General features: G+C 68.4%; 14 protein-coding genes. 9 read left to right on the plus strand and 5 right to left on the minus strand.

What is annotated here, in order from left to right; translation table 11 throughout:
• The first annotated feature begins 11 nt into the window (after window positions 1-11).
• From ACCC97_RS24235 to fdhD, 8 genes are all read left to right on the plus strand, one after another.
• A complete protein-coding gene (locus ACCC97_RS24235) occupies window positions 12-1,709 on the plus strand; it encodes an OFA family MFS transporter (protein ID WP_413335500.1) in 1,698 nt (565 codons plus the stop codon).
• A 65-nt stretch (window positions 1,710-1,774) separates the two neighbouring features.
• Window positions 1,775-2,122: a winged helix-turn-helix domain-containing protein gene (locus ACCC97_RS24240; protein ID WP_042674408.1), complete on the plus strand. Its 348-nt coding sequence runs from the start codon at window positions 1,775-1,777 to the stop codon at window positions 2,120-2,122.
• A gap of 89 nt (window positions 2,123-2,211) precedes the next feature.
• Entirely contained in the window at window positions 2,212-2,895 is a 684-nt protein-coding gene (gene modB / locus ACCC97_RS24245; protein ID WP_007838579.1) for a molybdate ABC transporter permease subunit, read from the plus strand.
• 28 nt (window positions 2,896-2,923) lie between these two features.
• On the plus strand, window positions 2,924-3,673 hold the full coding sequence (gene modA, locus ACCC97_RS24250; protein ID WP_413335503.1) for a molybdate ABC transporter substrate-binding protein: 750 nt from the start codon (window positions 2,924-2,926) through the stop codon (window positions 3,671-3,673).
• A gap of 340 nt (window positions 3,674-4,013) precedes the next feature.
• Entirely contained in the window at window positions 4,014-4,805 is a 792-nt protein-coding gene (locus tag ACCC97_RS24255; protein ID WP_007839219.1) for an ABC transporter ATP-binding protein, read from the plus strand.
• Between the two features lie 84 nt (window positions 4,806-4,889).
• Entirely contained in the window at window positions 4,890-7,250 is a 2,361-nt protein-coding gene (locus ACCC97_RS24260; protein ID WP_007839220.1) for an FdhF/YdeP family oxidoreductase, read from the plus strand.
• Window positions 7,247-7,537 (plus strand): hypothetical protein, encoded by a 291-nt coding sequence (locus ACCC97_RS24265; protein WP_007839221.1) that lies wholly within the window; start codon window positions 7,247-7,249, stop codon window positions 7,535-7,537. The genes ACCC97_RS24260 and ACCC97_RS24265 overlap by 4 nt, the downstream gene beginning before the upstream one ends.
• A gap of 31 nt (window positions 7,538-7,568) precedes the next feature.
• The gene (fdhD, locus tag ACCC97_RS24270) at window positions 7,569-8,495 is read left to right on the plus strand and encodes a formate dehydrogenase accessory sulfurtransferase FdhD (protein ID WP_007839222.1); all 927 of its coding nucleotides are present in this window, start codon (window positions 7,569-7,571) and stop codon (window positions 8,493-8,495) included.
• Here the strand turns inward: fdhD and mnmH are convergent.
• From mnmH to ACCC97_RS24295, 5 genes are all read right to left on the minus strand, one after another.
• Window positions 8,429-9,499, minus strand: coding sequence for a tRNA 2-selenouridine(34) synthase MnmH (gene mnmH, locus ACCC97_RS24275; protein WP_413335506.1), 1,071 nt, complete (start codon window positions 9,497-9,499; stop codon window positions 8,429-8,431). The two genes, fdhD and mnmH, sit on opposite strands and share 67 nt — an antisense overlap.
• A gap of 121 nt (window positions 9,500-9,620) precedes the next feature.
• On the minus strand, window positions 9,621-10,421 hold the full coding sequence (gene phnE / locus ACCC97_RS24280) for a phosphonate ABC transporter, permease protein PhnE (protein WP_413335508.1): 801 nt from the start codon (window positions 10,419-10,421) through the stop codon (window positions 9,621-9,623).
• Window positions 10,418-11,248, minus strand: a complete 831-nt coding sequence (locus ACCC97_RS24285) for a PhnE/PtxC family ABC transporter permease (RefSeq protein WP_413335509.1) — start codon at window positions 11,246-11,248, stop codon at window positions 10,418-10,420. The genes phnE and ACCC97_RS24285 overlap by 4 nt, the downstream gene beginning before the upstream one ends.
• Window positions 11,245-12,060 carry a phosphonate ABC transporter ATP-binding protein gene (locus tag ACCC97_RS24290; RefSeq protein WP_007839230.1) on the minus strand — a complete coding sequence of 272 codons (816 nt, stop codon included), beginning with the start codon at window positions 12,058-12,060 and terminating at the stop codon, window positions 11,245-11,247. The genes ACCC97_RS24285 and ACCC97_RS24290 overlap by 4 nt, the downstream gene beginning before the upstream one ends.
• A 124-nt stretch (window positions 12,061-12,184) precedes the next feature.
• Window positions 12,185-13,045 (minus strand): putative selenate ABC transporter substrate-binding protein, encoded by an 861-nt coding sequence (locus ACCC97_RS24295; protein ID WP_007839231.1) that lies wholly within the window; start codon window positions 13,043-13,045, stop codon window positions 12,185-12,187.
• A gap of 83 nt (window positions 13,046-13,128) precedes the next feature.
• On the opposite strand from ACCC97_RS24295, the gene selD reads away from it, so the two are divergent.
• Complete coding sequence (selD, locus tag ACCC97_RS24300; protein ID WP_007839232.1) at window positions 13,129-14,196, plus strand: selenide, water dikinase SelD; 1,068 nt, start codon at window positions 13,129-13,131, stop codon at window positions 14,194-14,196.
• Window positions 14,197-14,294: the final 98 nt, after the last annotated feature.

The raw sequence follows: 14,294 nt of genomic DNA on the forward strand, positions 1-14,294 counted from the left end.
CAAGGAGAAATATGGCAGGCTTAACTGCAGGCGTTCTCGATGGAGATCGCATCGTCGGAGGAGGGGCGCAACCGCAACCTGGCTTCCTGGAAAAGGAACGCATCATCGCGGGCCCTGGCTTCAACCGCTGGCTGGTGCCGCCCGCCGCATTGGCTATTCACCTGTGCATCGGCATGGCGTATGGCTTCTCGGTGTTCTGGCTGCCGCTGTCGAAAGCGCTCGGCACGGCCGGCACCGGCGCCCAGGCCTGCGCCAAGGACATGAGCTTCTTCGCCGAGCTGTTCGCCACGAACTGCGACTGGCGCGTGGCCACGCTGGGCTGGATGTACACGCTGTTCTTCGTCTTCCTCGGCTGCTCGGCGGCCCTGTGGGGCGGCTGGCTCGAACGCGCGGGCCCGCGCAAGGCCGGCGTGGTGTCGGCGCTGTGCTGGTGCGGCGGCATGCTGTTGTCGGCGGTGGGCATCCACCTGCACCAGTTCTGGCTGATGATCCTCGGCTCGGGCGTGATCGGCGGCATCGGCCTCGGGCTCGGCTACATCTCGCCGGTGAGCACGCTGATCAAGTGGTTCCCCGACCGACGCGGCATGGCCACCGGCATGGCCATCATGGGCTTCGGCGGCGGCGCGATGATCGGCTCGCCGCTGGCGGTCGACCTGATGAAGCGCTTCAGCACGGCCACCGACGTGGGTGTGATGCAGACCTTCGTGGTCATGGCGCTCGGCTACTTCGTGTTCATGATGGCTGGTGCGCTCGGCTACCGCGTGCCGCCCTCGGGCTGGAAGCCCGAAGGCTGGACGCCGCCCCCGGCGCAGACCAGCAACACCATGATCACGCAGCGCCACGTGCACGTGAAGAAGGTCTGGGGCATTCCGCAGTTCTGGCTCGTGTGGCTGGTGCTGTGCATGAACGTGAGCGCCGGCATCGGCGTGATCGGCATGGCCTCGCCGATGCTGCAGGAAGTGTTCGGCGGCGCGCTCATCGACCTGCCGGCCAAGTACGGACAGCTCGACAAGACGCAACTCGCGGCCATCGCGGTGGTGGCGGGCGGCTTCACGGCGCTGCTGTCGCTGTTCAACATCGGCGGGCGCTTCGTGTGGGCCAGCCTGTCGGACAAGCTGGGCCGCAAGCTCACCTACACGGTGTTCTTCGTGCTCGGCGGCATCCTGTACGCGAGCATTCCCTCGTCGGCCGGCGCGGGCAGCAAGCTGCTGTTCGTGGGCGCCTGCTGCGTGATCGTGTCGATGTACGGCGGCGGCTTCGCCACGGTGCCGGCGTACCTCGCCGACCTGTTCGGCACGCAGTTCGTGGGCGCCATCCATGGCCGCCTGCTCACCGCGTGGGCCACGGCCGGCATCCTCGGCCCGGTGGTGGTGAACTACATGCGCGAGTACCAACTGGGCCTGGGCCTGCCGCGCGAGCAGGTCTACAACCAGACCATGTACATCCTCGTGGGCATGCTGGTGATCGGCTTCATCGCCAACCTGCTGGTGCGCCCGGTGGCCGACAAGCACTTCATGACCGATGCCGAACTGGCGGTCGAGAAGAGGCTGGCGCACGAAAAGGCCTCTGCGGCCGAAGTAGGCAGCGGCTCTGGCCGCGCCGACACGGTGAGCCCTGCGGTCGTGGCGCTGGCATGGGTGGCAGTGGGTATTCCGTTGGCCTGGGGCGTCTACAAGACGCTGGTGAGCGCGGCGAAGTTCTTCCACTAGGAACGCTTTCCCGGGGCTTCGCGAAGGGAGCCGAGCCTTGCGGCATGGTTTACCCTTCGCGCCAAATGAAATCCAAAGTCCAGTTCCGTCTGCGCGTATACCGGGACGACGCCATCGCCATCGGCCCCGGCAAGATCGCCGTGCTCGAAGCGGTGGCCGAGACCGGTTCGATCTCGGCGGCGGCCCGCCTGCTGGGCATGTCGTACCGCAGGGCGTGGATGCTGATCGACGAGATGAACCAGGCACTGGTCTCGCCGGCCGTGAACACCGCGGCCGGCGGCTCGCGCGGCGGCGGCACCGCGCTCACGCCGGTGGGCGAGGAAGTCGTCAGGCACTACCGTGCCATCGAAAACGCGGCGAAGCTGGCCACGGCGGCGGACATCCGTGCGCTGACGCGGCTGCTGGCACCGTAACGCTATATCGATCGGTATATGGGGCAGCTCACGCCGTGCATCTTCGCGGTGAGGCAGCGTCCGTCGTGCAACAATCCCGTCGTATCCCAATGAATACGACGAATGCCCTCATCGCCTCGACCGACTGGTCACCCCTGGCACTGTCGCTCAAGGTCGCCGCGGTCGCGACCGTGCTGGCGCTGATTGCGGGCGTGGCGCTGGGCTGGGTGTTCGCACGCAAGAAGTTCTTCGGCGCCACCGTGCTCGAGGCCGTGTTCATGCTGCCGCTGGTACTGCCGCCCACGGTGATCGGCTACGCCATCCTCGTGGCGGCCGGGCGCCGCAGCCCGCTGGGTGCGTGGCTGCGCGAGCACCTCGACTACACCATCATCTTCAGCTGGCACGGCGCCGTGGTGGCCTCGGCCGTGGTGGCGTTGCCCCTGGTACTCAAGTCGGCCAGCGCGGCATTCTCGGGTGTGGACCGATCGCTCGAAGCCGCAGCCAGCACGCTGCGGCAGTCGCCGCTGTCGGTTTTCCTACGCGTCACGCTGCCGCTGGCGTGGCCCGGCATCCTGGCCGGCACACTGCTCGCGTTCGCACGCGCGATGGGTGAGTTCGGTGCGTCGCTGATGGTGGCCGGCTCCATTCCCAAGCAGACCCAGACGCTGTCGATGGCCATCTACGACGCTGTGCAGGCCGGGCATGACGACCTCGCGCTGCTGCTGGTCGTCGTGACCTCGCTGCTGTCGATCACCGTGCTGGTGCTGTCGAGCCGCTTCTTCTCGCTTCGCTGATTTCGTCTCCATCATTCCGGAGTTGACCATGCGCCCGTTCCGCCTTCTGTCGTTGGTTCTCGCACTCGCCCTGCCGCTGGCTGCAGGCGCGCAGCAGATCACCGTGTCCGCCGCCGCGAGCCTGACCGACGCGTTCAAGGAAATCGGGCCGAGGTTCGAAGCTTCCAAGGCCGGCGCCACGGTGCGCTTCAACTTCGCCGCCTCGGGCGTGCTGCTGCAGCAGATCGGCCAGGGCGCGCCGGTGGACGTGTTCGCCAGCGCCGACCAGGAAACGATGAACCGCGGTGTCGAGCAAAAGGCCGTCGACGCCGCCACGCGCAAGGACTTCGTCACCAACAGCCTGGTGCTCATTGAACCCGCCAAGGAGGGCGTGGGCGTCAAGACGCTGCAGGACCTGGGCGGCGCGAACGTGAAGAAGATCGCCGTCGGCAAGGTCGCCACCGTCCCGGTCGGCCGCTACACCAAGCAGGTGCTGGACAGCGCCAACCTCTGGACCGCGCTCGAACCGAAGTTCGTGCAGGCCGACAGCGTGCGCCAGGTGCTCGACTACGTGAGCCGCGGCGAGGTCGAGGCCGGCTTCGTCTACCGTACCGATGCGGCCGTGGCCGGCGACAAGGTGAAGATCGCCTTCACGCCCAACGGCCACACGCCAGTGACGTATCCCATCGCCGTGGTGGCCGAGAGCAGGCAGAAGGCGCTGGCCGGTGACTTCATCGCCTTTCTTTCGACGCCCGCCGCGCAGGAAGTGCTTACGCGTTACGGGTTCGGGAAGCCGTGACTCCCGAGATGAGATCCTGTTGTTTCATGCGTCGCGTTGTGGGTGCTTCGGGGTGCGCTCACGCCGACGGGGTACCTTGCTCCGCGAATGTCCCCCGGCCTGCGGCCTCCTCCTTTATTTCGCTGCGCAAGGCACCCCATCGGCGTGAGCGTTGGACAGAGCAGTCGTTGATCGGCGGTACACCAGCAGCGTGCCCTGTGCGCAGGGCACCGGGTGCTCCCCGCAGCGAAATAAAGGAGGAGCGAAGCGGGGGACATTCGCGGAGGGGAGTACCCGGTGGCCTGCGCACGCACCCCGGAACGAAACGCGTATCACGCCCCAGAACGCCGGAGCAGCAAGGATGATCGATGTCGACCTGAAGCTCACGGTAGCCGACGGCCGCCGGCGTTTCGATCTGGCCGTGCGTTTCGCCACGGACGTGCCCTTCGCCGCGCTCTACGGCCCTTCGGGTGCAGGCAAGTCGCTGACCTTGCAGGCCATTGCCGGCCTGCTGCATCCCAGCGCCGGCCACGTGCGGCTCGACGGTCGCACGCTGTACGACGCGGCCCAGGGCATCGACGTGCCCGCACCGGCGCGGCGCATCGGCTACCTGTTCCAGCACTACGCACTGTTCCCGCACCTGAGCGTGCGCGAGAACGTGGGCTTCGGCTTGACCGCATGGCACCGTCGCAAGCCGGCCGCCAAAGACGCCGAGCGCGTGCAGGCCCTGCTCGAAAGCTTCGGCCTCGGGGCGCTGGCCGACAGCCGGCCGCAGAACCTCTCGGGCGGCCAGCAGCAGCGCGTGGCGCTCGCGCGCGCGCTGGCCTGCGAGCCGCAGGTGCTGCTGCTCGACGAACCCTTCGCCGCGCTCAACCCCATGCTGCGCGCGGAGTTGCGCAACGAACTCGCGCAAGTGCGCAGGCAATGGGGCATTCCCGTGCTGATGATCACGCACGACATCGAGGACGTGCTCGCGCTGGCTGACGTGGCCTTTGTCTACAAGGACGGGCAGGTGGTGCGCGAGATCGACCTGCGCACGGCTGAAAGCCGCGACTTCGCGTTGCGCGAGATCGCCGGCGTGCAGGCTGTGGAAGAGACGCCGCTGCGCAGCAAGTTGCGCGGGCTGCTGATGCAAGACACGCGAGGCGCCTGAGACCTCGCTTCATTTCCTTTTTGAATCGCCGCATGTCCCGATTCAATTTGACGCTCCGCAGGCCCACGGCGAACACTCGCCGGCATGAGCAGTGAGCAGAAGATCGAGTTTTACAAGGGCCCCGCGGGCGGTTGGGGCGCATTGCGCAGCGTGACCAACGCGCTGCTGCGGCAGGACATTCCCATCAAGGGCGCGAAGACGCTGCTCTCGGCCAACCAGCCGGACGGTTTCGACTGCCCGGGCTGCGCCTGGCCCGACCGCAACCATGCCTCCACGTTCGAGTTCTGCGAGAACGGCGTCAAGGCCGTGGCGGCCGAAGCCACTGCGCGGCGTGCCGGCCCGGAACTCTTTGCAAAGCACACCGTGGCGCAACTGGCCGAGCAGAGCGATTTCTGGCTCGAGGACCAGGGCCGCCTCACGCACCCGATGGCGTACGACGCGGCCAGCGACAAGTACGTGCCGATCGAATGGGACGACGCCTTCGCGCGCATCGCGAAGCACCTGAACGCGCTGCCTGATCCGGACCAGGCCATCTTCTATACCTCGGGCCGCGCGAGCAACGAGGCCGCCTTCCTCTACCAGCTGTTCGTGCGCGAGTACGGCACCAACAATTTTCCCGACTGCTCGAACATGTGCCACGAGCCCAGCGGCAGCGGCATGCGCCCGCAGTTCGGCGTGGGCAAGGGCACGGTCACGCTCGATGACTTCGAGAAGGCCGACGCGATCTTCATCTTCGGCCAGAACCCCGGCACCAACCATCCGCGCATGCTCGGCGAATTGCGCGCGGCCTCGAAGCGCGGCGCGCGCATCGTGAGCTTCAACCCGCTGCGCGAGCGCGGGCTGGAGCGCTTCGCCGATCCGCAGGACAAGCTCGAGATGGCGACCATGGGCTCCACGCCCATCAGCACGCACTACTTCCAGCTGCGCGTGGGCGGCGACTTTGCCGCCGTCAAGGGGATGATGAAGCACGTCGTCGAGCGCGAGGACGCAGCCGTGGCGCGCGGCGAGCCTCCGGTGCTCGACCATGAATTCATCGCCACGCACACCACCGGCTTCGAGGCTCTGGCGGCCGACCTGCGTGCCGAGTCGTGGGACATCCTGGTGCAGGAGTCGGGGCTGAGCGAAGCGCAGATCCGCGCCGCGGCCGACGTGTACCTGGGTGCGAAGAGGGTCATCGCCTGCTGGGGCATGGGCATCACGCAGCACCAGCATTCGGTGGCCACCATCCAGATGATCGGCAACTGGCTCATGCTGTGCGGCCACATGGGGCGCGAAGGCGCGGGCGCCTGCCCGGTGCGCGGCCACAGCAACGTGCAGGGCGACCGCACCATGGGTATCTGGGAAAAGCCGCCTGCCGCGCTGCTCGATCGGCTGCAGCAGGTGTTCGGTTTCGAGCCGCCGCGCCGCAATGGCGTCGACACGGTCGAGGCCATACAACTCATGCTCGAGGGCAAGGGCAAGGTGTTCTTCGCGCTCGGCGGCAACTTCGCGGCGGCCACGCCCGACACCTACCAGACCTGGAAGGGCCTGCAGAAGTGCGACCTCACGGTGCACGTGACCACCAAGCTCAACCGCAGCCACGTGATCCACGGGCGCGAGGCGATCATTCTGCCGTGCCTGGGGCGCACCGAGATCGACATGCAGGCCGGCGGCCCCCAGGGCGTGACGGTGGAAGACTCGATGAGCATGGTGCACATCTCGATGGGCATCAACCCGCCCGCGTCGGAGCACCTGCTGTCCGAGCCGGCCATCGTGGCGCGGCTTGCTGACGCCACCCTCGGCGCGCGCAGCAAGACGCCGTGGCTGTCGCTGATCGAAGACTACGCCCGCATCCGCGACAAGATCGAAGCCGTGTTCGACGACTTCAAGGATTTCAATGCGCGTGTCGCGCACCCCGGCGGCTTCCGCCTGCGCAACACCGCGAGCGAGCGGGTGTGGAACACCGCGTCGAAGAAGGCCGTGTTCTTCACGCACGCCGTGCCGCTGGACACCCATTCGCACCGCGCCCGCGCGCGCTTTGCGAAGAAGGGCGACACCATCGTCTTCACGCTGCTGACCACGCGTTCGCACGATCAGTACAACACCACCATCTACGGCATGGACGACCGCTACCGCGGCGTGTTCGGCCAGCGTCGCGTGGTCTTCATCAACGCCGAGGACATCCGGGCGCTGGGCATGAAGGACGGCGACTGGGTCGATCTGCAGACGGTGTGGAACGACGGCCAGGAGCGCCGCGCCGACCGTTTCAGGCTGGTGGCGTACGACATCCCGCGCGGCAACCTCGCGGCCTACTACCCCGAAACGAACCCACTGGTGCCGCTGTCGTCGGTGGCCGAGAACGCGGGCACGCCGACTTCCAAGTCCATTCCCGTGGTGCTGGTGCCGCACGAGCTGCCGATCCAGAAACTGGCGGAGGACGAAGCCGACGGCATGGTGGCGGCATGAGTGCCCTGCTGCAGGACAGCCTGTCGGTGGCCATCCTGCGCATGCTCGCGCAGGAGCCCGACGGCACCGGCGTCTCGCTGCCGCGCCTGGGCAAGCGGCTAGGGCAGGGCGCCAGCGTGCTGATGCGCCGGCTCACGCTGATGGGCGATGCGGCCATCGGCGGCGTGCGCGGCCCCGGCTGGGTGCGGGTGGTGCAGTACGACGACCGCTGGGTGGCACACCTCCAGGCGCCCGGACGGGCCCAGGTGCAAACGCTGCCGCCCCTTGCGGACGAGAACCGCGACTGAGCAGACAATGGCAGGCCCACCCGGAGCCACCATGTCGAAGCCAGACCTCGCCAATCTCGCCGATCCCGAAGACGCCCTGCCGCCGCTTTCGCGGCATGCCGTGCATGTCTTCGGCGAGCGCGGCGTTGCGCCCGAAGGCGTGGTGCGCGACGACACGCTGGCGGCCGAAGTGCCGGTGGCGCTGGTGTTCAACGGCGTCTCGCATGCGGTGATGATGGCCACGCCGCAAGACCTCGAAGCCTTCGCGCTCGGCTTCGCACTGAGCGAAGGCATCCTCGACACCGCGGCCGACTGCCGCGGCGTCGAGGCGCGCACGGTCGATGCCACCGACGCGGGCCTGCCCGAAGGCATGCCCGGCATCGAGGTGCAGCTCGAGATTTCCACGCGCAGCTTCGAGCGCCTGAAAGACCGCCGCCGCAGCCTCGCGGGTCGTACCGGCTGCGGCGTGTGCGGTGTCGAGAGTTTCGCGGGGCTGGACCTCACGCCGCAGCGCGTGCCGCCGCGCGACTGGATCGAGCGCATCGATCTGGCCACCGTGCTGCGCGCCTTCGCCGCCATGCCGCCGCGCCAGATCCTCAACGCCGAAGCCGGCGCGATCCATGCCGCCGCATGGGCCACGATCGATGGCGAGCTCACCGACCTGATGGAAGACGTCGGCCGCCACAACGCGCTCGACAAGCTGCTCGGCAAGCTCGCGCTGGCGGGCCGCCTCGAGGAGCCGGGCTTCGTGCTGATGTCCAGCCGCGGCAGCCACGAACTGGTGCGCAAGTGCGCGCGCCTGGGCATTGCGGCGATGGCGACCATCTCCGCGCCGACCTCGATGGGTGTGCGCATGGCCGAGCTCAGCGGCCTGCGTTTCTGGGGCCTGTGCCGCGCACCGCGCGGCGTGCTCTATGCCGACGGGCTCGCAGGTTCGCCGAGCGCCAGCACTGCATCGGCCACCGCCTCGATGCCCTGATCCGACAGGTCGGGCGCCGCCACGCGCTGGCGCTGCGCCCAGGCGCGGAAGTGCAGCTCCTGCGATTTCTGGTAGTGCGGGTCGTAGTGCAGCGCCATCAGTTCCGCGAACAGGTGCGGCAGGTCGGCCTCGTGTGCCCACTGCTGCCAGCGCGCCACCGTTTCCTTGCCCTGCAGTTCCTTCAGCACGCCGAGCTTGTCGGCCAGCGCGTTGCGGTCGTCGCCCAGGTAGGCGTAGTCGCGCAGCAGGTAGGCCAGTCGCGCCTCGGGCGTGGCGGACACCTCGATGCACGGCGCCGCGCGCATCTGCGCCACCAGCGACAGTGGCAGCGACAGCCGCCCGATGCGAATGCTCTCGCCCTCGACGTACAGCGGGCGCGACAGGTCGATGGTTTCGAGCACGGCCGCGATGCGCGTCTCGAAATGCTTTTGCGACGGCTGCGGCACGCCCGGCAGCGAACCCAGCAGCGAGCCCTTGTGGCTGGCGAAATCTTCGAGGTCGAGCACCTGCGCACCGCGCGCGGCCAGCGCATGCAGCACGCGGGTCTTCGCGCTGCCGGTGGCGCCGCAGATCACGCGCAGGTCGAGCTTGGGCGTCAGCGCGTCGATTTGCGAGATCACATGCCGGCGAAAGCTCTTGTAGCCGCCCGCGAGTTGCTGCGCATCCCACCCGACGAGACGAAGCCAGGTGACCATCGAGCCGCTGCGCATGCCGCCGCGCCAGCAGTAGACCAGCGGCTTCCAGTTCTCGGGCCGGTCGGCCAGCGTCTCGCGCAGGTGCCTGGCGATGTTGGCCGCGACCATCGCGCCGCCGATGCGCCGGGCCTCGAAGGCGCCGGTCTGCACATAGACGGTGCCGACGATGTGCCGCTCCTCGTCGTCGAGCACGGGGCAGTTGATGGCGCCGGGAATGTGGTCGAGCGCGAACTCGGCCGGCGAGCGGGCGTCGATCAGCGTGTCGAAGGCGTGGCGGTCGGCGACTCGTACGGGCTGGCGGTGACTCATGGCTGGAACCTCATGGGCTCGATTGTCGGTCTTGCTGTTCGGGGTGCGTGCACAGGGCCCCGGGTGCTCCCCTGCGCGAATGTCCCCCGTCGGCGTGATCGCACCCCTGACCGGGAGCGCATCAAGCGTAAGCAGGCCCCAGCCCCTTGCGCAACCGAGCGCTGGCAAGGTCGACAAAGGTGACCAGCACGAACATCGCGATCAGCACCGTCATCGCCTGCTGCTGCTGGAAGATCGACAGGTGGAAGTACAGCAGCAGCCCCAGCCCGCCGCCGCCCACGAAGCCCAGCACGGCCGCCATGCGGATGTTCATCTCCCATCGGTAGAGCGTGTAGGCCACCCATTGCGGCAGCACGATGGGCAGGCTCGCGTAGCTGAAGGCGGTGACCGCGTTGGCGCCCGAGAGCGTGAGCGCGTGCTCGGGTTCGCGCGGGGCGTTTTCCAATGCTTCGGCGAAGAGGCGGCCCAGCACGCCCGTGGTGTGCAGCGACAGGGCCAGCGCGCCGGCGAATGGGCCGATGCCCGCGGCCAGCACCATCAGCGCGGCCCACACGAGTTCGGGCACGCTGCGCAGGAAGTTGAGGACGAATCGCGCCACGTGGCGTGGCAGCCAGCCGGTGCGGCCCGATGCAGGCAGCGCAAGCACCGCACCCGCAATGGCCGCCAGCACCGTACCGAGGGCCGACACCGCCAGCGTCTGCAAGGCACCGTTGCCCACCTTGGCGAGGAAGTCCGGCGAGAGGTCGGGCGGGAAGAACTCGGCGATGAACCTGCCCATGAGCCGAAGCGACTCCGACGAGCCGAGCGCGCGGTAGTCGATGCCCAGGTAGACAAAGCTCGCGGCCACCGCCGCGCCGATCAGCAGCAGCGCGATGCGGCAGCGCCAGCACGGCGGCGGGCGCGGGGGCAGCGGCGTCGTCATGCCAGCAGCCTCCGCAGTGCATTGCTCAGCAGGTCGGCCAGCAACACCAGCGCGAGGAACACCAGCAGGATGCTGCTGGCCTCGCCGCCGTTGAGCATCTTCATCGACTGGTCCATCAGCTGCCCCAGCCCGCCAGCGCCGACGAAGCCCATCACCACCGAGGCGCGCACCGCGCATTCCCAGCGGTAGACGGTGTACGAAGCCAGCTCCTGCGCCGTGTTCGGCAGCAGGCCGTAGCACAGCGCCGCGACCCGGCCGCTGCCGCTTTCGAGCAGGGCGCGCGCGGGGCGCGTGTCGGTCGATTCGAGGATCTCCGCGTAGACCTTGCCCAGCATGCCGCCGTAGGTGATGGCCAGCGCCAGCACGCCCGAGGCGGGGCCGAGCCCGAGCGCGCGCACGAACAGCAGCGCCCAGACGATTTCCGGAATGGCGCGCAGCACCATCAGCAGCCAGCGCGCGGCCTGCCGCACGATGCCCGCCTGCATGCGGCCGGGCCCGGGGCCGATGCGCGAGATGGACGGCGCACGCGTCGTCACGAAGCCGAGCGGCGCACCGATCAGCAGCGCCAGTGCGGTGCCGGCCGTGGCCATCGCCAGCGTTTCGAGCGTGGCCTTGAAGAGCATCGCGAGGAATGCGGGCGAGCCTTCGGGCGGAAAGAAGCCCGCCAGGAATCCGCCGATGACGGCGAGGTTGCCGCTGCCGAACAGCGCCCACGGCTTGAACTCCGACAGCGCCAGCATCGGCCACGCGATGACGAGCGCGGCGATCCACCCGGCCAGCCGGCGTGCCGCATGCGGGTCGCGCTGCGCGATGGCGTTCGAGCTCAAGGGCAGTCCGGCCGGTGGAAGGCCGCCTCCATCGCAGCGCCCGCCGGCAGCGGCCGCTGCATGGCGATGCCGCCTTCGCTCGCATACAGCGTGTCGAGCATCGCGGCCGTGACTTGCGCGGCAGGCAGGTCGAACATCACCTGCCCGTTGCGCATGCCGACGATGCGCGGGAACCAGCGCAGCGCCAGGTCCACCGCATGCAGCGAGGCCACCAGCGTGGCCCCTGTCGATTCGCTTTGCGCAACGAGCTGGCCGACGGCGGCGTCGGCCAGCGTGGGGTCGAGCGCGGACACGGGTTCATCGGCCAGCAGCAGGGCGGGGCGCTGGTACAGGGCGCGCGCGATGCCGACGCGCTGCAGCTGCCCGCCCGAGAGGCGGTCGCAGCGGTCGAACAGACGGTCTTCCATGGCCAGCCGCGACAGCGCTTCGTGCGCGCCGGCAATGTCCGAGGGATAGAACAGCGAGCCCAGCGCGCGCAGCGTGGACCATTCGCCGAGCCGGCCCGTGAGCACGGCGGTGACTACGCGCAGGCGTGGCGCGATCGGTGGCGCCTGGTGCACGGTGCCGATGCGGGCGCGCAGCTTCTTCAGCGCTGCGGCCGGCAACTGCCAGGGCTGTGCGCCCAATGCCTGCACTGCGCCCTCCGTGGGCCGCAGCGCCGCACCGAGTACGCGCAGCAGCGTGGTCTTGCCGGCACCCGAAGGGCCGATGACGGCGATGCATTCGCCGTCCTGCGCGGCGAGGGTCACTCCGGCCAGCGCGCGCTGGCCGTTGGCGTGGACCACGCCGATGGCATCGAGGGAGAAGCTCACGCTGCGGGGCTTTCGGGGGGCGTTCCCTCACCCCAACCCTCTCCCGCGAGCGGGAGAGGGAGAGGGAGCCAAAACCAACGGCCGGACCCTGTATGGGATGAGGGTGCCCCCGCCTTCCAGAAAATCACTTGATCAAACCCGCCGACTTCCCCGCCGTCTCGATCCCGTCGTAGTTCGACGACTTGGTCGGGATGAACTTGCTCGCACGTTGCAGCGCCATGATTTCCTTGTGCGCCGGGTTCGCCGGATCGAGCTTCAGGAACGCGTCGGTCAGCTTCTTCTGCAGCGTGGCGTCCATGCCCGGGCGCACCGTCCAGTTGTAGTCGTAGTAGGTCGGCGTGGTTGCCAGCACGCGCACCTTGGCGGCGTTGGGGTTCTTCGACTCGACCAGCTTGTCCCACACCGATGCGTTGAGCACGCCTGCCTCGGCGCGCGATGCGGCCACGAAGGCCACGGTGGCGTCGTGCGCGCCCGAGAAGGCGACCGTCTTGAAGTCCTTCTCGGGGTTGATGCCGGCCTGCAGCAGGAAGTAGCGCGGCATCAGGCTGCCCGAGGTGGACGAGGGCGCGCCGAAGGCGAAGGTCTTGCCCTTCAGGTCGGCCAGGGTCTTCGCGGTGCTGTCCACCGGCACGATGAACTTGCTGGTGAACACCTCGTCTTCTGCGCGCTGCACGATCGGCACCGCGCCGCCGTTGGTGCGAATGCGCGCCTGCACGAAGGTGAAGCCGCCGAGCCAGGCCAGGTCGATCTTGTTGGTGGCCAGGCCCTCGACCACTGCTGCATAGTCGGTCACGGGCGTGAACTGCACGTCCATGCCGGTCTCCTTCTTGAGGTAGTCGCCCAGCGGGGTGAACTTGCGCTGCAGCTCGGTGGGCGCCTCGTCGGGAATGGCCGAGACGCGCAGCAGGCCCTGGGCGAGGGCGCCGAAGCTGGCGACGGAAACGGCGAGCGCGAGCGCCAGCTGGGTGAGAGTTGTCTTCTTCATGGATGTGCCTCGAAAACGTGCAGCGGGTACGGGAAAGGTAAGGACGGGATTGTAGAAAGCGGGGCCGCTTCGATAATCGGCCCATGAACCCAACGCTCATGAACCCGCTCGCGCCCTTGCGCCTCACGAGTTTTTCGCACGGCGGTGGCTGTGGCTGCAAGATCGCGCCCGGCGTGCTGTCGCAGATCCTGAAGAACCACGCCGGCGGCATGATTCCGCCCGAACTCATGGTGGGCATCGAGACCGCCGACGACGCGGCTGTGTACAGGCTCAACGACCAGCAGGCACTGATCGCGACCACCGACTTCTTCATGCCCATCGTGGACGATCCCTACGAGTTCGGCCGCATCGCCGCGACCAACGCGATCAGCGACGTGTACGCGATGGGCGGCCGGCCGATCATGGCGCTGGCCCTGGTGGCCATGCCGATCAACCAGCTGCCGGTGGAAGTCATCGCAGAGATCGTACGCGGCGGGCAGGACGTGTGCCGCTCAGCTGGCATCCCGATTGCCGGCGGCCACACCATCGATTCGGTCGAACCGATCTACGGCCTCGTCGCGATGGGTCTGGTGCACCCGGACCGCGTGCGGCGCAATGCCGATGCGAAGGCGGGCGACGTGCTGGTGCTGGGCAAGCCGCTGGGCGTGGGCGTGCTGTCGGCCGCGCTCAAGAAGGAGCAACTGTCCGAGACGGGCTACCGCCAGCTGATCGAGAACACGACGAAGCTCAACACGCCGGGCATCGCGCTGTCGGCGCTCGACGGCGTGCACGCACTGACCGACGTCACGGGCTTCGGGCTGGCGGGCCACACGCTCGAACTGGCGCGCGGCGCAAAGCTGAGGGCGGTGGTCGAGTGGTCGAAGGTGCCGTTGCTCGACAACGTGGTGGCGATGGCTGGCGCAGGATTCGTGACTGGCGCCTCGGGGCGCAACTGGGCGGGTTATGGCGCAGAGATCGAACTCGCAGCCGGCCTGCCGGCCACCGCGCAGAACTTGCTGAGCGATCCGCAGACATCGGGCGGCCTGCTCGTGAGCTGTGCGCCCGAAGCGGTCGATGCGGTGCTGAAGATCTTCCGCGACGAAGGCTTTGCGCGAGCGGCGGTCATAGGCCGTGTGGAGGCTGGTGAACCCTCGTTGCGCGTGATTTCGTAGCCCCCGGGCATTTCTCCCACCCCTTCCGGGGGAGGGAAGGGGTGGGGGCAAGCGGCGCTCGATAGATGGATCTGCCGGCCGGCGCTACTTGGGCCCCC

The organism is Variovorax sp. Varisp85 (assembly GCF_047304045.1).
Lineage (GTDB): Bacteria > Pseudomonadota > Gammaproteobacteria > Burkholderiales > Burkholderiaceae_C > Variovorax.